Source organism: Streptomyces sp. NBC_00443 (genome assembly GCF_036014175.1).
In the GTDB taxonomy this organism is placed as follows: Bacteria; Actinomycetota; Actinomycetes; order Streptomycetales; family Streptomycetaceae; genus Streptomyces.
Genome location: NZ_CP107917.1, coordinates 9292243 through 9311143, shown reverse-complemented (window position 1 = coordinate 9311143; position 18901 = coordinate 9292243). Strand labels below are relative to the sequence as shown.

Annotated in this window: 13 protein-coding genes and 1 pseudogene; 13 read left to right on the top strand and 1 reads right to left on the bottom strand. The window is 71.6% G+C overall.

What is annotated here, in order from left to right:
• The first annotated feature begins 762 nt into the window (after positions 1–762).
• From OHO27_RS42380 to OHO27_RS42330, 11 genes and pseudogenes are all read left to right on the top strand, one after another.
• Positions 763–2679 (top strand): AfsR/SARP family transcriptional regulator, encoded by a 1917-nt coding sequence (locus OHO27_RS42380; RefSeq protein ID WP_328430203.1) that lies wholly within the window; start codon positions 763–765, stop codon positions 2677–2679.
• Between the two features lie 70 nt (positions 2680–2749).
• On the top strand, positions 2750–3415 hold the full coding sequence (locus OHO27_RS42375) for a hypothetical protein (RefSeq protein WP_328430202.1): 666 nt from the start codon (positions 2750–2752) through the stop codon (positions 3413–3415).
• A gap of 89 nt (positions 3416–3504) precedes the next feature.
• Positions 3505–4935: a TOMM precursor leader peptide-binding protein gene (locus OHO27_RS42370; RefSeq protein ID WP_328430201.1), complete on the top strand. Its 1431-nt coding sequence runs from the start codon at positions 3505–3507 to the stop codon at positions 4933–4935.
• A gap of 40 nt (positions 4936–4975) precedes the next feature.
• Positions 4976–6834, top strand: a pseudogene (locus OHO27_RS42365) (TOMM precursor leader peptide-binding protein).
• A gap of 34 nt (positions 6835–6868) precedes the next feature.
• Positions 6869–8452 (top strand): nitroreductase family protein, encoded by a 1584-nt coding sequence (locus tag OHO27_RS42360; protein WP_328430200.1) that lies wholly within the window; start codon positions 6869–6871, stop codon positions 8450–8452.
• A 12-nt stretch (positions 8453–8464) separates the two neighbouring features.
• Complete coding sequence (locus tag OHO27_RS42355; protein WP_328430199.1) at positions 8465–11170, top strand: lantibiotic dehydratase; 2706 nt, start codon at positions 8465–8467, stop codon at positions 11168–11170.
• Positions 11167–12222, top strand: a complete 1056-nt coding sequence (locus tag OHO27_RS42350) for a lantibiotic dehydratase C-terminal domain-containing protein (protein ID WP_328430198.1) — start codon at positions 11167–11169, stop codon at positions 12220–12222. The genes OHO27_RS42355 and OHO27_RS42350 overlap by 4 nt, the downstream gene beginning before the upstream one ends.
• A complete protein-coding gene (locus OHO27_RS42345) occupies positions 12219–13322 on the top strand; it encodes a M50 family metallopeptidase (RefSeq protein WP_328430197.1) in 1104 nt (367 codons plus the stop codon). Before OHO27_RS42350 ends, OHO27_RS42345 begins: the two co-directional genes overlap by 4 nt.
• A gap of 24 nt (positions 13323–13346) precedes the next feature.
• Entirely contained in the window at positions 13347–14330 is a 984-nt protein-coding gene (locus OHO27_RS42340) for an ABC transporter ATP-binding protein (RefSeq protein WP_328430196.1), read from the top strand.
• Positions 14327–15082 (top strand): ABC transporter permease, encoded by a 756-nt coding sequence (locus OHO27_RS42335; RefSeq protein WP_328430195.1) that lies wholly within the window; start codon positions 14327–14329, stop codon positions 15080–15082. Before OHO27_RS42340 ends, OHO27_RS42335 begins: the two co-directional genes overlap by 4 nt.
• Positions 15079–17043: a TOMM precursor leader peptide-binding protein gene (locus OHO27_RS42330; protein ID WP_328430194.1), complete on the top strand. Its 1965-nt coding sequence runs from the start codon at positions 15079–15081 to the stop codon at positions 17041–17043. The genes OHO27_RS42335 and OHO27_RS42330 overlap by 4 nt, the downstream gene beginning before the upstream one ends.
• Before the next feature lie 117 nt (positions 17044–17160).
• Here the strand turns inward: OHO27_RS42330 and OHO27_RS42325 are convergent, their stop codons facing one another.
• A complete protein-coding gene (locus tag OHO27_RS42325) occupies positions 17161–17337 on the bottom strand; it encodes a thiazolylpeptide-type bacteriocin (protein WP_053760578.1) in 177 nt (58 codons plus the stop codon).
• A 234-nt stretch (positions 17338–17571) separates the two neighbouring features.
• Here OHO27_RS42325 and OHO27_RS42320 point away from each other — a divergent pair, with 234 nt between their 5' ends.
• Both OHO27_RS42320 and OHO27_RS42315 read left to right on the top strand, forming a co-directional pair.
• Positions 17572–18213 (top strand): M20/M25/M40 family metallo-hydrolase, encoded by a 642-nt coding sequence (locus OHO27_RS42320; protein WP_328430193.1) that lies wholly within the window; start codon positions 17572–17574, stop codon positions 18211–18213.
• A 2-nt stretch (positions 18214–18215) separates the two neighbouring features.
• On the top strand, positions 18216–18836 hold the full coding sequence (locus OHO27_RS42315; protein WP_328430192.1) for a peptidase dimerization domain-containing protein: 621 nt from the start codon (positions 18216–18218) through the stop codon (positions 18834–18836).
• Positions 18837–18901 lie beyond the last annotated feature (65 nt).

Genomic DNA, 18901 nt, shown 5'->3' with positions numbered 1-18901 from the left:
AGTACCCGCCCGAGTACCCGCACCCACCCCGCTACCAGGGCGGTCATACACACCGCAAGCAAAACTCAGCAGGGTTCCGTGCCTGCCGGTCGACGGGCGACGCATCCACAAGGCGACGCCACAGTGGTGCCGAGAGATCTGGACGGCCAAGCCCGGCGCACCCGGACGGTCAGGAGGAATTCAGGCGTCCTTATTCAATCCGTTCACTTCACATGACAGCCGGCGCCCGCATTCAGTTCCGCGAAAAGTTCTCCGTTACCTCAGGTAACGCGAGAAATTGGATTGAACCAATGACGGAACAAGCGATTCCGCGCGCAAGAAGAAGCATATTCACCTTCCGATCACAACCGGGTCCCAGCCTTCCGAAGAGGTACGAAGGGGGCCTGCCACCGCCGCCTCACCAACGCTGAGCTGCGAGTTCATGATGCGACCCGACCTGATCATCGAGACAGGGCCGACAAAGGGCCCATGTGAGACCTTCATGGAATACAGCCGAAATTCCGACACCTGGGCAATATTCTTAAACCAGGGGATCGACTTGCCGCGACCTCACGCTTAAAGTATCGGCTGGCACGCACAAGGAAGCCAACGCAATAGACTTCCGGACTTACTGCCGCAGAAAACCCTTTCTTTCCGGTCGTCGAGCGTCCTTAATCCGTCAACGCCGCCGACGTTTGCACCCGTATTCTTGCCGGGCCCAGGAGCGAGCTCGATCAGCTGCGCGCCGGGACCGCCAGAGGACACAACGGAGCGATAAGTAGGATGCGGTTCCAGCTGTTAGGGCTCCTGAGCATCACCGACGGTGAGCACGCCGCCGTCCTGCAGCCGTCCAAGCCCACGAATCTCCTGGCCGCCCTGCTCATCCACTCCGGCGCGGTGGTCTCGACCGACTATCTGTTGCGCGCCGTCTGGGACACCGAGCCCCCAGCCACGGCCAGGGCAGCCCTGCAGAGCTGCGTCCTGCGGTTGCGCAGGATCTTCACGAAGTACGGGATAGCCAACGACACCATCGAGGCCGTACCGGGCGGTTACCGGATGCGGATGGACCGCGAGACCCTCGACCTCGTCCGCTTCCGCAGCCTGGTCCAGTCGGCCGACTCCGCCCGCGACGCCGAGACGGAGTCGTACGTACTGCGCGAGGCCCTCGCCCTGTGGCAGGGCCCCGTACTCGCCAACGTCTCCTCACACATGCTGCACCGCGACGAGGCGCCGCGGCTGTCGGAGGAACGGCTCAGGGCACTGGAGCGGCTGTGCGACATCGAACTGGCGCGCGGGCGATGTCGCGAGGTCCTGACCGATGTGTGGGACGCGGCCCGACGCCACCCGGAGCGGGAACGGTTCGCTGAGCAGTTGATCGAGGCGCTGTACAGAACCGGCCGCCAGACAGAAGCCCTTGTGGAGATCCGGGCCGTCAAGGAGCGGCTGAAGGAGGAGTTCGGCATCGATCCGGGCGGTCCTCTCCAGCGGCTGGAGATGGCCATCCTCCGTGGCGAGGAGCTGGATACCGCCCCGGGCCCCAAAGTCCTCCCCGCGATCGGGGCACGGGCATCCTCGCGACCGGCCGCACTGCCGGCCGGGGTCGCCATGGCCGATCTGCCGAGTCCGGCGCCGGACCAGATTCCGGCACAGGAACAGGCACCGGCTGTCGCGGCCCTTCCGCCTGCCTCCCCCACGGCTCACGACCAGGCACAAGACGCGGCGCACGACCCGACGTACGCCCGAGCCACAGACACCACTCTCAGCCTCGCCGTCACCACCCCCGCCCCCACCGTCCCCTCCCTCGCCCCCGTCCCTTGCTTCACCGGACGCGCCACCCAACTTGCCGCGATTCAACGCGCGTTGACCGCCGATCATCCGCAGACCGGCCTGGTGGTGATCTCCGGAGCCCCCGGCATCGGCAAGACCGCTCTCGCGCTGCAGGCGGCCCACCTGGTGCAGGACGCCTTTCCCGGCGGCTGCTTCACCCTGGCCATGTCCGACCCTGACGGCAGCGCGCTCAGTACGGCGGAGGCCCTGGGGCGGCTTCCCTCCCCGAGCCGACCGGGGCGTCGGCTGCTCATCCTCGACGACGTGTCGAGCGCCGGGCGGATACGGCCCCTGCTCCCCTCCCCCGCCGAAGGTGCCGCCGTCGTGACCAGCAGACGCGGGCTCGCGGGCTTGGTCGCCACGCACGGCGGCGTCGTGCATCGCCTCGATACGCTCGGCGAGCAGGAGTCCTACGACCTCCTGGTCGCCACCCTGGGTGCCGAGCGGGTCGGTCAGGAACCGGACGCCGCGCACGAACTCGCTCGTATCTGCGGGCACTTCCCCCTCAGCCTGCGGATCGCCGCCGCCCGTCTGCTGACCCGGCCCGGTCTCGGCATCGCCGACTGCGTGAGCTGGCTGGCCAAGGACCTGCCCGCACGGCTCTCCCTCGCCGACGAGCCGCTGATGTCCGTACCCCAAGTCTTCGAAGCCTCTCTGCGGCGGCTCGATCCGGATCTGCGTGAGGCCTTCCTGCTGCTCGCCGCGCAGTTCGAGGGCGCCGGGAACCCGGATGCGCCGCCGCCCGACGAGGTGCTCGAACAGCTCGCGGACGCCGGGTTCGTCGAGGAGGGCCCGCCCAAGCCGTACCGCATCCACGAACTGCTCAGGATCTACGCGCGTCAGCTTGCCGCGCCCGCCCGAACTCCCGGCTGACCGCTTCCCGTTACCCCGCACCACCCGGTCCCCCGCCCCCACCGCCCCTCCGACCCGAGGTGACATCCGCATGCTTTCCGCACGGTACGACGCCGTAGCCGCGACCCGCCCCCGGATCCGCCGTGACGTCCTGTTCACCGAGACCCCCGACGGTGTCCTCTTCCACAACGCCGACGGCGGCTTCCGGCTGACGGCCAAGTCGGCGTACCGGTTCGCCACGCTTCTCGTGCCCCACTTCAACGGCGAGCACACGGTCGCCGAGATCTGCGAGGGGTTCGGCGACCGGCAGCGCGCCATGGTCGGCGAGCTTGTCGGCACGCTGTACGAGCGAGGCTTCGCGCGTGACGTCCCGTCCAGACCCGCGGCGGGCGTGTCCGCCGAGCCGGAGCCGTCCGCCGACGTGGCCCGCCGATTCGAGGCGCAGATCGCCTATGTCGACCACTACACCGACGACGCGGCCCGGCGCTTCCAGCGGTTCCGTGACACGCGCGTGGCCGTCGTGGGCACCGACCTGGTGGCCCGCTGGTGTGCGCTGAGCCTGATCCGCAACGGCGGAGCGGCCGTCGGCGTCTTGCCCGCCCTCGACCGGGAGGTGATCGCGCAGGAGGCCGCGACCGCCGCTGCCGACGGCTGCCCGGTCGAGGTCCGCGACCTCGCGGACGGGCCGGTGACCTGGGACAGCCTCGACGGGTACGACGTCGTCGTCGTGACCGGCGCACCGGACGCGCCGGGGTGATTCTTGCACTGCTGCGGACCGGTGTGCCCGCGGGCCGCACGCTCCTGCCGGTCTGGTCCTTCGGGCGGCAATCGGTCGCCGGACCGGCCATGTCAGCTCAGACAACAGGGTGTTGGGCGTGTGCGGTGCTGCGTCTCGGCACCAACGGGGCCTCCGCTCCAGCCGCCGACGTGTGGAGTGCGCTCGCGCTGGGCCTGCCGGCCACCACACCGCTTCCAGGCGGTCCGCTGTCCGCGATGCTCGGCAACCTGCTCGGGTTCGAGGTCTTCAAGTCGGCGACCGGTGCCCTGCCGGCCGAGACGGCCGGGCAGCTGATCGTGCAGGACACGGAGTCGCTCGATGTCGCCTCGGAGCCCCTGCTCCCGCACCCGCGCTGCCCGTTCTGCGCCGACGACACGCTCGCCGAGGTGCCCGAGGTGGATCTGGCGACCGGGGACACCGACGACGCTCTCGCGCTGCCCACCGTCGACACCGCCCGCGAGGCGGACGAGCTGGTGGCGGAGCTGAACCGCCGCTCGGTGCTGCTGCGGCCGCACGCCGGTGTCTTCCGCCGCTACGACGACGAGGACATCACCCAGACCCCGCTGAAGCTGAGCGTGGTCGAACTCGGCGTGGGGCACGGCCGCCCCCGGCGGATCGCCGCCGCCGACGTCCACCACGTGGCCGGCGCCCGCCTGCGCGCCCTGCACCGCGCCGCCGAGACGTACGCCGAGCACGTCGTCCCGCACGCCCGCACCACCGCCCCGGCACCCGCGGTGCGCCTCGCCCCGGCCGAGCTGGCCACCGCCACCGGCCTCGTGGGCACGGAGGCGGACGTACGGGAGTGGGACGCGGCGGCCTCGCTGCTCACGAAGGAGCGGTTCCTGGTGCCGGGCGAGGCCGTGCGCCCGTTCGGTGCCGGCAAACCGGAGCGGCTCTTCGAGGCGACGAGCGCCGGGATGTGGGCCGGTGCGAGCGTGGCCGACGCCGCCGCGCAGGGCATGCTGTCGGCGCTCGCGTACGACGCGCTCCGGCGGACCGTCCGAGGTGCCGCCGTGCCCGGCGTGGCCGTGCCCGCCGACGCCGGTCCCGAACTCACCTTCCTGATGCGCTCCGCCGTCAACCTCGGTGTCGAGGCCGAGCTGCTCGACCTCGGTGAACGGGAGCGGTCCGGCGTGTCGGTCGTCCTCGCCCGGACCGGCGCCCTCTGGTCGGTCGGGGCCGAGCTGTCGTACCGGGCCGCGGCCGTGGCGGCGCTACGTGACCTGCTGGGTCAGGTTCAGCTCGAGCAGCAGGGGCCGGCCGACGACACGTCGTTCGGGGATCCGGTGCTCAGCGATCTCGACCCGCGTGCCCTGACGGTGATCGGCACGGTGAGCGCCAACCCGGACGCCGGCACATCCTGGGCTGACGTACTGCGCCGGCTCGGCGAACAGGCCCGTGACGCACTCGTCGTACCGACCGGCTCCGCGGACCTCGAACGCGCCGGCATCCACGTCGTGCGCGTACTACTTACGTCGGAGGCCCGGCGTGTCGGTTGAGACGACGGCTCCGGTCCGCGTGCCGAGTGCCGTCCGTCTCATGACCGGCTTGCTGCGGGCGGCCCTCGACCGACAGGGGCAGGGCCACATCGATGTGTCGGTGCGCGCGTTGGGGTTCGACGACGCTTTCGCCGAGGAGTACGGCGCGCACGAGCCGGGACCGGTGCCGGTGCACCTCTACGCGCGGCACGCGATCGTCGGCCCCATGGGCGACTCGCCCTGTCCGCGGTGTCTGGGCCGGCGCTGGCAGGCGGTGCGTTCCGTGCCGCTGCGTGACGCACTGGAACTCGGCGGTCCCACCCACGAGTCGGGGTGTGGCCCTACGCCGTCCCGTTCGCGGCCGACGCGCTCGCCGTGATCGTGGCACAGGCGTATGCGGCCCCGGCGCACGAGCCGTTCCCGGACGTACGGGTGCTGGATCTGGAGTCGTTGTCGGTGCGTGGCTATCCGCGTGTGCCGGACCCGCAGTGCCCGACGGGTTCCCGGCCGGTCGCCGACACGCCCGAGGGTGCCGTCCTCTGCCTCGGCTCCGCGCCCAAGCACGCGCCCGGGTCCTTCCGGCTGCGCCCGGTCGAGGCCTACGGCATCGACATCGCGGCCTTCGCCAACCCGGTGTGCGGAGCGCTCGGCCCGTCCCTCGTACAGGACGTGTCGTCCACGTCGACGTCGGCGACCATCGGGTGCTTCTCGATGCGCTCCGGGGAGTACCTGCGGGAGACGTTCTGGGGCGGGCACGCGGCGTCCTACGGGGCCAGCGCGCGGATCGGCGTTCTTGAAGGGCTGGAGCGGTACGCCGGCATGCGGGCGCGCGGCAAGCGGACCCGGGTGACGGGGACGCCGGCAGAGTTCGGTGCCGACGCCGTGGATCCGCGCGAAGTGGGCCTGTACTCCGAGGCCTTCCACCGCGACAACCCACACGTCGTGCCCTTCTCTCCCGATCGGGAGATCCCCTGGGTATGGGGCTGGTCGCTGCGGGACCGCGTGCCCCGGCTGGTGCCGGAGATCCTGACGTACTATCACGCGCCGGGGCTGGAGAACCGGTTCGTGCAGGAGAGCTCCAACGGCTGTGCCTCGGGCGGCTGTGCCGAAGAGGCCGTCTACTTCGGGCTGATGGAGGTCGTCGAGCGGGACGCCTTCCTGCTCACCTGGTACGGGCGCCAGCCCCTGCCCGAGATCGACCCGGCGACCAGCACCCGCCCCGCCACCCGGAACATGGTCGACCGGCTCGCCATGTACGGCTACCGGGCCCGCTTCTTCGACACCCGCGTCACGTTCCCGATCCCCGTCGTCACTGCCGTCGCCGAACGCGTCGACGGCGGTCCGGGCCGGATGTGCTTCGGAGCGGGTGCCGGTCTGGACCCGGAGTCCGCACTGGACGCGGCACTGTGCGAGATCGCCACCGACGCGGTGAACCTCCAAGGACGGACCGAGCGCGACGAGGCCCGACTGCGCGCCATGGCCGGAGACTTTGCACAGGTGACCGATCTGCACGACCATCCGCTCGTCTACGGCATCCCCGAGATGGGCGTGCACGCCGACTTCCTGCTGCGCGGCCCGGCGGCCACGAAACAGCTCGCGGTCTCCGATCTGGCCTGGCCGGACGCGACCGGAGCACCCGTCTCGCCTGATCTGCGGGACGACCTGGAACGGTGTGTGTCCGCCGTGACCGGCGCCGGGTTCGACGTCGTGGTCGTGGACCAGACGCTGCCCGAACAACGACGGCTGGGACTGCACACGTTCAGCGTCCTCGTACCCGGCCTGCTCCCGATCGACTTCGGCTGGTCGCGCCAGCGGGCTCTCGGTATGCCGCGGCTGCGTACGGCTCTGCGTGAGGCGCGCCTGCGCGACCGGGACCTGGAGGCCGCCGACCTCAATCCGGCTCCGCATCCCTTCCCCTGACGACCCGCGATCCCTTCATTCAGAGGAGAGTCCCATGGACTACGCCCATGAATACGCGACGGCCATCATGCACCGGGGCCGGATCCCGATGGAGCCGGCCGACTTCGTGCCCGACTGGGCGGACCGTCCGCGCAAGGAGAAGTACTACCCGGGAGCCGAGTCGTTCCCGCTGCACGACGCGCCCTACCCCGCCGACGCCACGGTCACGGCCGGCCTCCTGGCCGACGACATGCCGGACGCGGGGCGTTTCTCGCTGCCCCTGCTCTCCGGCATGCTGCTGGACTCCTACGGCCTGACCGGTCGCCGTCTCGGCGTCCAGGCCAACACCGACCTCGGTGCCCTCCCGCACTACACGCAGGCCAACTGGTCCCGGGGCACCGCCTCGGGCGGCGGTCTCTACCCGGTGAGCATCTACTGGATCTCCGGCCCGTCGGGGCCGCTCACGCCCGGCGTGCACTACTACTCACCGCCGCGCCACGCCATGCAGCGGCTGCTTGCCGGGGACGTGAGCGGGGAGGTGGCCGCGGCGCTCGGGGCGTACGGGGCCGCGACGGACCAGTTCCTGGTGCTCGGCGTCAAGTACTGGCAGAACGCGTTCAAATACAACAGCTTCTCCTTCCACGCCGTGAGCATGGACGTGGGCGCGCTGCTCCAGACCTGGCGCGTCTGGGCGCGGGCCCGCGGGCTGAGGGTGGCCCCCGCGCTGTGGTTCGACGAAGCGGGACTGGCCCGGCTGCTGGGGCTGGGCGAGGAGGAGGAAGGGCTGTTCGCAGTCGTTCCGCTGCTGTGGGACGGTACCGAGGCGGAGGGCACGTCGGCGGGGGCGCCGGGCGCGGCCGTCCGTCGGCGTGACCAGGAGCGGTCCCGGACCGTCCTCGACTTCGAGACCCTGCGCCGGATCCACCGCGCCACCGCCGAGCACGCCACCGTCCGGCCCGGGCCGGAGGCGCTCCGCTCCAGCGCGCCGGCCCCGCCGGTCACGACCGCCGACCCGATCGCCCTTCCGCCCGCCGAGTTCCCGGACGTCAGCGTCCGTACGGCCCTGCGCTCCCGGCGCAGCAGCTTCGGCCGCTTCGACGCAACGGTCCCGGTGACGGCCACTCAGTTGGCCGCCACACTCGCGGCCTGCGCGGGGACGCGGCTCGACAGCGACGCGGAACCGGCCGGCACCCCGCGTCTGGCCCGGCTGTACGCGTTCGTCAACCATGTCGACGACGTCGCGCCGGGCGCCTACGCCTACGAGCCCGACACGCACACCCTGCACCTGATGGCGCCCGGCGCGCCGGGCTCGTTCCTGCAGCGCAACTACTTCCTGTCCAACTACAACCTCGAACAGTCCGGCGCCGTCATCGTGCCGACCGTGCGTACGACGGCGGTGCTGGACGCGGTCGGCGACCGGGGCTACCGGCTGGTCAACGCCACCGTCGGGGCGATCGCGCAGAGCTTCTACACCGCCTCGGCGGCGCTCGGGCTGGGCGCCGGTGTGGCGCTCGGTTTCGACACCATCTCGTACATCGAAGAGCTGGGGCTGACGGACTCCGGCGAGGCGCCGCTGCTGATCATGCTGCTCGGCAACGAGCGTCCGTGTCCTGCCGACTTCCGCTCCGAGATCGTCTGACAGGGGGCCGCCGTGACACCGAGAACCAGCTGGCAGCCCGGACACCGCTTCCTTCTGCGGGTCGCCGGACTGCCCGTCGAGTCCGTCCGTGCCCTGCGCTGCCCCGACACCGTCCGCTGGGCCGACGAGGTGCTGGCCGCCGAGGAGGAGCTGCTGGAGCGGGGCCGGGAGCTGAGCGACGTACTGCACGCGCTCGTCCCGGCCGCCGACCGGTTCTTCCCCGAGGATGGCCGCCGCCGGCATCTGCTGGCGCTGCGTCGGGACATCTTCAACAACCGTCTACCGAAGGGCGACTTGCCCGCACTCGACTTCATCGAGGCGCTGGACCCGGCCGTGGCCGAGCGGACCGGGCAGTGGCTGGAGGGGAGGCGGGCGCTCGACGTGCTGCACCGCCGGGGGGCCACACTGCTGGGCGACGAACTCGCCGGGACACGGGGCGTGTTGCGGGCGCTGCTCGACGAGGGCCGGCTGCGGCACGGGCTGTTGCTCGCGTCCCCGACGCTCGAAGGCCGGCTGGAGTCGTATGTGCGGCTCGGCGTGGGTGAACGGCCGGACAAGCGGCTGCGGAAGATCGAGCGTTCGGTGCTGTCCTACCTGTACCGGACGGCCTGCAAAACCAGCCCGTTCAGCACGTTCACGGGTATCGCCCTAGGCACGTTCGGCGACGGCGACGACCCGTCGATTGCGCTGCGCGCCGAGTGGCGGGGGCGGGTGCGGCTGAACGTCGTGGTCCTTGCGCGGTGCGCGGAGCAGATCCTCGCCTCTCCCGCGCTGCGCGCCGACCTGCCGGTGCGGCTCGCGTCCGGGTGGGGCAGCGACGATCAGCGGGTGCGGTACGTGCGGCGCTGGGTCACGACCGGCGACGACGACGCGGCGGTCACCTTCGACGCGGTCAAGGACCGGCTGTTCTTCCTGCGCCGCAGCGGTACGCTCGACCGGCTCATCGCCCTGCTGAGCGAACGGGACCTGCGCTACGGCGAGGTGGTCGAGTGGCTGTGCGCCGAGTACGACGCCGACGCCTCGCTGAGCGAGACGTACGTGTCGGCGCTGCTCCAGCTCGGCATGATCCGTGTCCCGTGCCTGGACACCGACGTGCACACCGCCGACCCGCTGCGCTCCTTCCAGGACGCGCTGCGGGCACTGGACCGGCCGTGGGCTCATGACCTTGCCGGAGAGCTGGATCCCGCGGCCGAACTGATCGACGCCTACCCGCACGGGGACACGGCCGGACGGGCGCGGCTGCTGCGCGGGCTGCGCGCCGCTCTGGGCGGGGCCCAGAAGCTGCTGGGCGTCGAGGAGCCGTCCCTGCCGCAGACCCTGCTCTACGAGGACGCCGACGCCGGCGATGACGTGTCCTGCGGGCTGGGCGCCTGGACCGGCACGGACGGCGGCGCGCTGCGCTCGGTGGAGCGGATCCTGCCGGCCTTCGACCTGACGCTCCCTCAGCGGGTGACGTTCAAGGGGTTCTTCCTGGCCCGCTACGGCAAGGGCGGCCGCTGCGACGACCTGCTCGGTCTCGTGCACGACTTCCACGAGGACTTCTTCGACCAGTACCTCTCCTTCACCGCCAAGCGGTCCCCGTTCGACGCGCGGGGCGAGTACGTGCCTGAGGAGAACTGGCTCGGGCTGGCGGAGATCAAGTCCCTGGACCGGGCCCGCCGGACGTTCATCGACCGGATGCGCGCACTGTGGGCCGGGCACACCGGGGAGACGGACGTCGTGCTGGACGACGCGCACCTCGACGAGGTGGCGGCCGAACTGGACGGCCTGCGGGCCCCGTTCACCCCCCAGAGCCACCACCTCCAGCTCACCACGGAGGGCGGTGAGCCGCTGATGGTGCTCAATCGCTCCTACGGCGGACTGTCGTTCCCGTTCAGCCGGTTCACGCACGTCTGGGACGAGCCGGCCGGCCCCGGCCTCTCCGAACCGCTCCGGGAGCAGGCCACCCGGCTGACACCGCCCGGAGCCGTGCTCGCCGAGCTGACCGGCGGGCCGGTGACGACCAACCTCAACCTGCACGGACGCCTGACCGAGTACCAGATCGTCTGCCCCGGCGAGTCGAGCAGCGTCCCCGAGGACCGCCGTATCCACCTGGAGGACCTCCGCCTCGAACACGACGAGGACGAGGACCGGCTGCTGCTGCGCTCCGAGCGGCTCGGCCGTGAGGTGATCCCGGTGTACCTCGGCTATCTGGTGCCGCTCGCCCTCCCCGAGACCCCGCGCACACTGCTTCTTCTGTCGCCCACCTCGATGGCCCCGCTCGACGTCTGGGCCGGTGTCCCGCACGGCCCGGCGCACGAGGGCGTCACCCGCCGGCCCCGTGTGCGGCACGGCAACCTCGTGCTCGCCCGGCGCGGCTGGTCCACGACCGCCGCGGCGCTGCCCGGCCGGCCGGCCGGCACGCCGGACGACGAGGCGTTCCTGGCCTGGCGTCGCTGGCGCCGCGTTCACGGTCTGCCCGCCCGCGTCTTCGCCACCGTCTCCAGCGGCCCCCGGGGCGGGGCGGGCGCCAAGCCGCAGTACCTCGACTTCGACAGCCCGCTCTCGCTCACCGCCTTCGAGGCGCTGGTCAAGTCGCCGGACGACCGGATCGAGCTGCGCGAGATGCTCCCGGCGGAGAGCGGCCTGCACGTCGTCTCCGAACGTGGCAGCCACGTGGCCGAGCTGTCGGTCGAGACCTTCACCTCACACAGCCGTTTCGAGGAGAGCCCCTCATGACCGATCTGCCCCCCACCCCCGGCGCGTGGCAGGCCATGCACATCTTCTACGCCGCCAACCCGCAGCCCCTGCTGGTGAAGTGCGTGGGCCCGCTGGTCCGGGACCTGACCGGCGACGGGCTGCTCGCCGGGCACTTCTTCATCAACTACTGGCTGGAAGGCCCGCATGTGCGGCTCCGGCTGCGGCCGGCGAGCGAGGACACGACGGCCGAGGTACGCCGCCGGGCCGAGGAAGCCGTAGACACGTTCCTGCGCAGCCGTCCGGCGCTGTACGAGGTCGACTCGGGGTTCCTCAACGAGTTCTACAACGCCCTCTTCGAGATCGAGTTCCCGGAGGGCGACCGCGGGGAGTTCATGGGCGAGGACGGCCGGATGCGGCTGCGCCCGAACAACTCACGTTCCTACGAGCCGTACGAGCCGGAGTACGGCAAGTACGGCGGGCCGGCCGGAGTCGCGCTGGCGGAGTGGCACTTCGCGCACTCCAGCGATCTGGTCATCGAGGCGCTGGGCTCGATGAACCTGCACCTGAGGACCGTACTGCTCGGCACGTCGGCCCAGTTGATGATGGTGATGGCGGGCTGCTTCCTGCCCGACGAGGACGACCTCGCCGACTATCTGGAGCGGTACTACGAGTTCTGGCACCGAGCTTTCCCGGGCACGGGCTTCATCGGTTCCTCGGAGTACGACCGCAGCTACGCCGAGATGGCACCCCGGCTGGGCCGCCGCTTCGACGAGATACGCCGGGCCGTCGCCGCGAGGCGGCTCGACCGGCTGCCCGCGTTTCTGCGCGGCTGGGCGGCGCACTGCCTGGAGCTGCGGCAGAAGGCGGTCGCACTGGCCGAGGCGGGCGAACTGGTCTTCCGGTCCTGGGACGGCACCCGCGACGAGCAGGTCACCGACCCGGCGCTCGCCCTGCCGCTGCTCCTCTCGCCGTACATGCACATGACGAACAACCGGCTGCATGTGACGATCCGCGACGAGGCGTATCTCTCCCACATCCTCGGGCGGGTACTGCGCTCCGGCACGGGAGCCGCGTCGGAGGCCCTCTCATGAGACCCGACGTCTTCACGCACCGGCCCCGGCTGCGGCCGGACATCCTGCTCAGCGCGCCCCTGCTGCGCGGTCCGGCCACCGTGCACCTGATCAAGGATCCGGCGGACGGCTCGTCGTTCGAGGTGGGGCCGAAGGAGTACTTCCTGATCTCCCGGCTGGACGGGGACCGGAGCCTTGAGGAGATCGGCGCCGAGTACGCCTCCGCCTTCGGGCGACGTCTCGGCGAAGCCAACTGGCAGCAGCTTCTGGGCCTGTTGGGCACCAAGAGGCTCCTCGAAGGAGCGCCCGCTCGCGACGCCCCCGCGGCCCCGCCTGCCTCGCCCTTCACCGGCAACCTCTACAAGGGCAGCCTGCGACTGGTCGCCGACGCCGGGACGACGACCGAGCGACTGCACCGGGCCCTGCGCCCGCTGCTGCGCCCGCCGGTCCTGATCGCCCTGCTGGCGCTCTGCCTGGCCATGGAGGTCGTCCTGGCCGCGGGCGCCGGCCCGCTCGTACGGGACACGTGGTGGCTGTTGCGGCAACCTGTGGCCCTGGTCGGCGTATTCACCCTGCTGTGGCTGAGCACCGCCTGTCACGAGCTGGGGCACGGCGTGGCCGCCCGGCACCACGGCGGCACGGTGAGCGAGATCGGCCTGCGCTGGCGGCTGCCAGTGGCGATCATGTACTGCCGGGTCGACAACTACCGCTTCCTCGCGCGCCGTCGGCACCAGCTGGTGGTAGGCGTGGCCGGGGCCTTCGCGAACCTGCTGTTCCTGCTGCCCTTCGCCGTCTGGTGGGCAGCGCTCGATCCTGGCGACCCGACGCGCCGGGTGCTTTCGGGCCTGCTTCTGCTGGGCAGCGTTCAGGCACTGGTCAACCTGGTGCCACTCCCGCCCCTCGACGGATACACCATGCTCGGTCATGCACTGGGTGTGTCCAACCTCGCCCCGGAGAGTGGGCGTTACCTGAGACTGCGCCTGCGCGACCGGCAGGCCGCAGCCGCCTACCCGCGCCGGGCGCGGGCCCTGTACACGGCATACGGGATCGGCTCGTCCGTTCTGGTCTGTCTGATCGCGGCCGGCCTGGCTACGGCCGCGTTTGTCCTGCTCACCCCCTGACGGACCTGTTCCGAGGAGCTGTTCATGACGGAGACCGAAACCGTGCCGGCGGACCCCGGCAACCGCGCGGCGGACACCGCGATCCACGTCGAGGGGGTGAGCAAGCGCTACGGCAGCCGCCAAGCGCTGGACGCGGTGTCGCTGCGCATCGACCGCGGAGAGTTCTTCGGCCTGCTCGGGCCCAACGGTGCCGGCAAGACCACACTGGTGGAGATCATGGAGGGCCTGCGCCAGGCCGACGCCGGCACAGTCGACGTGCTGGGTGGCGCACCCTGGCCCCGCAATGTCGCGCTGCTGCCCCGGATCGGTGTGCAGACGCAGTCGTCGGCCTTCTTCGTACGGCAGACGGCGTACGAGCACCTGGCAACCGTGGCCGCGCTGTACCGCGCGGACGCGGCGGCCGTCGAGCGCACGCTGGCCGCCGTCGGCCTGGTGGACCAGCGGGCCACTCGCGTGGAGAACCTCTCCGGCGGCCAGCGTCAGCGGCTCGCCATCGCCTCCGCGCTCGTCCACGAACCGGAGCTGATCTTCCTCGACGAGCCCACCGCCGCCCTCGATCCGCAGGCCCGACGCGATCTGTGGGAGGTGCTGCGCGGCCTGAAGGAAGCCGGCCGGACCATCGTGTACACGACGCACCACCTGGACGAGGCCGAGGCACTCTGCGACCGGGTGGCGATCCTCGTCGAGGGCCGGATCGCCGCACTGGACTCCCCGCGCGGACTCGTCGGCGCGGCGGGCGCACCGACCTCAGTGCTGCTGCCGCCCGAGCGGATGACGGTGGCGGCGGCCGAGGCGGTCCCCGGCGTCGACCGCGCGGAAGTTCGCGGTGGCAGCCTCGTCCTGGAGACGAAGGTGTCCGGGAAGGTCATGTCGGCGCTGGACGTCCTGGGCGGCCTCGACGGCGTACAGACCCGGACCGCCACCCTGGAGGACGTCTACCTCCAGCTCACGTCGGACGCGACCACCGGCGACATCCCGCACGCGCAGAACACGGAGCACCAGGCATGAGCGCATACGGCGCACTTACGGCGTCCGGCTACCGGGCCCAGGTCCGCGACACGGCCACACTCTTCTTCACCTTCGCCTTCCCGCTGGTGTTTCTGCTGGTGTTCGGGCTGATCTTCAGCGGCCAGGAGGTGGAGGAGACCGGCCGGCCGTACATCTCCTACATCGCGCCCGGCGTGATGTCGTGGGGCGTGGCCAACGCGGCGGTGTTCGGTATCGCGTTCACGCTGATGCAGTGGCGGCGCGACGATCTGCTGCGGCTGATCCGGATGACGCCGACGAGCCTGCCGACGGTCCTGGCGTCGCGGTACGTGCTGGCGCTGGCCGTGGGAGCGGTCCAGGCGGTGCTGTTCATCGCGGTGGCGATGCTGCCGGGCTTCGGCCTGGAGCTCGACGCCCGCTGGCCGCTGGCCCTGCCCGTGCTGGTGCTCGGCATCACGGCGTTCCTGTCGATCGGCGTGATCATCGGCTCGTACGCCGACACTCCGGAGGCGGTGGCCGCGATCGCCAACTTCATGATGGTGCCGATGGCGTTCCTGTCCGGCTCGTTCTTCCCCCTTGACCTGATGCCGTCGTGGCTGCAGACGATCTCCCGGGCGCTGCCGCTGCGCTACTTCAACGACGCCGTCTCCGCCTCGCTCACCGGCAACGGCAGCCTCGGCGACATCGGGATCGGGTGCGCGTCGCTCGTGGGCTTCACCGTGGTCTTCGCGGCGATCGGGCTGAAGACCTTCCGCTGGAGCAACCGCGCATGACACCCGTGCTGGAGGGCCTGCCGCTGGAGCAGGCACGGCTGCGGCTGCGGTCGGCGCTGGAGGGGCGGTCCGGCTCACCGTCCGCCTCGACCCGTCGAACGCGGACGTCGCGGCCGCACGGGCCCGGGCCCGAGGTGGTGCCGCTCGGAACACGTGCCGTACGGGACGACCCATATGCCGACGTGCGGCCCGGCGCACTGGTGCATCTGACGTCCCGGCAGGTGCTGGTGGGCCCCTGGGGCGGCGACGCGGACGCGCGGGCGTGTGGCACCTGCCTCGCGATGCGCTGGCAGCGACTGCGCTCACGCACCGAGCGGGACGCGCTGGAGACGGGCTCTCCGTGGAGCTTCGCCCCGGCCTGGCCGGAGCTGCCGGACTTCGTCACCACCGCCGTGCGCGCGCTGTACGAGGCGGTCATCCTCGCAAGGACGGATCCGCCCGGCGAGACGGCATCCGACCGGGCGCTGCCGCAGGTGTCCTGCCTCGACCTCGCGACGCTGAGCGTACGGACCTTCCCGCTGTACGCCGACCCGCTGTGCCCGCACTGCGGCACCGGCGGCTCGGACAACCGGGATCCGGCCGAACTCGCCCTGGTCAGCAGGCCGAAGCCGGCCGAGGACAGCTACCGGCTGCGTCCGGCGTCCTCGTACCGGCTCGCGCCGGCGGCGCTCGCCAACCCGGTCACCGGCCTGCTCGGCGCGGGCACCTGGCTCAACATCACCTCGCCCACCACGGCGCCCGTCGCCGGCAGTGTGTTCATGCGCGGGTACGCCGGTCTGACCGACGTGACCTGGAGCGGGCAGGCCAACGGCTTCTCCGCGAGCCGGAACCTGGCCTTCCTGGAGGGCCTGGAGCGGTACGCGGGGACACACCGGCGGCGCGGCACACGACTGCTGACGGCGTCGTACCACAGCCTCGGTGAGGACGCGCTCGACCCGGCCGACTGCGGCCTCTACGCGCCCGAGACCTACCGCGACGATCCGCTCCTGGACCCCTTCGACCCGGACCGGCCGATCCCGTGGGTCTGGGGGTACTCCCTGCGCGACGAGCGTCCGCTCCTGGTGCCGGCCCGGCTCGTCCACTACAGCGCGGGGCTCGCGGCGGACAACTTCGTCTTCGAGTGCTCCAACGGCTGTGCGATCGGCAGCTGTCTGGAGGAGGCGGTGCTGGGCGGGCTGCTCGAACTGATCGAGCGGGACGCCTTCCTCCTCGCCTGGTACGGCGGCATCCGGCTCACGGAGATCGACCTGGCCACGGTCACCGACCCCATCGTCCGCGCGATGATCGACCGCGCCGCTCTGCAGGGCTACGACGTGCACGCCTTCGACAACCGGATCGACCTCGCCGTACCGGTGGTGACGGGCCTGGCGGTCCGCCGGGACGGCGGCCCCGGCATCCACTCCTTCGGCGCGGGCGCCTCCCTCGACCCGGCGGCGGCCTTGGAGGGCGCCCTCTCGGAGGTACTGACATACATTCCGCACCTGCCGGGCCAGGTGCGCGAGCGGCGCACCGAACTGGAGGCCATGGCGGCCGACTTCACGAAGGTGCTGCACCTCAAGGACCACGCCCAGCTGTACGGGCTGCCCGACACGGCGACGTACGTGACGCCGTACCACGAGCCCACGACGGTCCGTCCGATGGCGGAGGTGTACGCGTCCTGGGAGTCGGGCGCACGGCCTCGCACCGGCGATCTGCTGGACGATGTGGCGTTGTGCCGCGACGAGTTGGTGCGGGCCGGCCTCGATGTCGTCGTGGTCGACCAGACCACTCCGGAGCAGGAACGCATCGGCCTGCGCACGGTCTGCGTCCTGGCGCCCGGTCTGCTGCCCATCGACTTCGGCTGGTCGCGCCAGCGGGCCCTGCGCATGCCCCGCCTGCGGACTGCCGCGCGACGGGCCGGACTGCGGGAGGCCGATCTGGCGGAGGGGGAGATCAGGCGGGTGCCGCATCCGTTTCCGTAGGGGCGGCACCGGATGTCCTCACGGGCTCCACGGCCGACGGCCGGACTGCCGCTCGCCGCTCCTGACGGAGTGACGCGCGGCGCCCGGCCGTCGTCCGCTGCGTGCCGATCCGTGGGATCAGGCGCTGCAGGAGGTGGTGCTGGTGGTGGAGGAGCAGGTCGAGGTGGAGGAGCAGCTGGTGGAACCGGCGAGCACGACCTCGCTGGCGTCCGAGTAGTCCGAGATCTCGAAAGTCTCCGACTCGAGCTCCAGGATCTCGTCGGCGAGGGCGGCGAGGGTCGACTTGTCAGCCATGTTGACTCCTGACGTGGTCACACCACCGGGCTCCTCCCGGGGTGTTGGGCCTCCTCATTGGACCGGGCACCACTGACGCAACCAGCTGTGAAGCACTGTCAGAACGCTGACGGCCCGCGCCAGTAGCGCGCCCGCGGTTCGGTCAGCGAAGTGACAGCGATCTGTCAGTGATCTGCCACTGTTCTGCCAGCGATCTGACGGCAGTTGGCTGCAGGTCCGCCGGACCATGCCCGGATGAGCCCCGCCGAGACCGCCCCCACCGGCCGACACAAGCCCGTCCTGCGGCAGTTGGACGCCGTGCTGCGCCCACTCGTCGCCTTCGCGATGGACCTGCACCAGCACCCGGAGCTGTCCGGCGCGGAAACCCGGACAGCGGCCTGCCTCGCGGACGCGCTGGAGGCGGAGGGGTGCACCGTGACGCGCGGCATCGGCGGACACGGCGTGGTCGGCGTCCTCACGAACGGCGAGGGCCCGCGCGTGTACCTGCGCGCCGAACTCGACGCACTGCCGGTCAGGGAACACACCGGACTGCCGTACGCCGCCGACGGCCCCCACATGCACGCCTGCGGGCATGACCTGCACATAGCCGCGGTGCTCGGCGCGGCGACGCTGCTGGCGCGTGCGCGTCCGCACTGGCGGGGCTCGGTGGTGGTCGTGGGCCAGCCGGCGGAGGAGACCCTGACGGGCGCGCGGGCGATGCTGGCGGACGGTCTCTACGACCGCTTCGGCCGCCCCGACGCCGTGCTCGCGCAGCACACGGCGCCGCTGCTGGGCGGAATGGTGGCCCATGGGCACGGGCAGCCGGTGCTGGCGGGCAGCGTCGGCCTCGACGTCACGCTGCACGGGCGTGGCGGCCACGCGGGGCGCCGCAGCTGACGGTGGACCCGATCCTCGCAGCCGCGGCGGTCGTGATGCGCTTGCAGGGCATCGTCGCCCGGGAGAGCGCGCCGGCCGAGCAGACGACCCTCACGGTCGGTTCGCTCCACGCCGGCACTCACAGCAACGTCGTACCGGAGAGCGCGGCGCTCGGCATCACCGTGCGCGCTCTCACCCCGGCGGCGCTGGACCGCGCCGTGGCGGCGGTCGAGCGGATCGTGCGGGCCGAGGCGACCGCGTCCGGCTGTCCGCGCGAACCGGAGATCACCATGGTGTCCCGCTCGCCGGTGACCCTGCCGGACGAGAAGCTCACTGTGGCGATCCGTGACGCCCACCGAGAGGCGCTGGGCGCCGAGCGGGTGGCCGCGTGGCCCGCGTCGATGGCGACGGAGGACTTCGGCCTGTACGGCGATGCCGGGCGGGAGATCCACGGGTACCCGGGGTGCCGCTCGGCTACTGGATGGTCGGCGTGGTGGGCCCGCGGCAGTGGGCCGCGACGGCGAGCGCGGGCAACACGGCGGAGCGCTTCGCGGCACTCCCGGCCAACCACTCCCCCGAGTTCGCCCCGCACCTGCCCCTCGCCCTGCCGTCGGCGACCACGGCAATGGCTGTGGCGGCGCTGACGGCACTGGGTGCTCGACACGGAACGACGTCCAAAGCGTGTTGAAGCTTGATCCGTTGTGGGTGG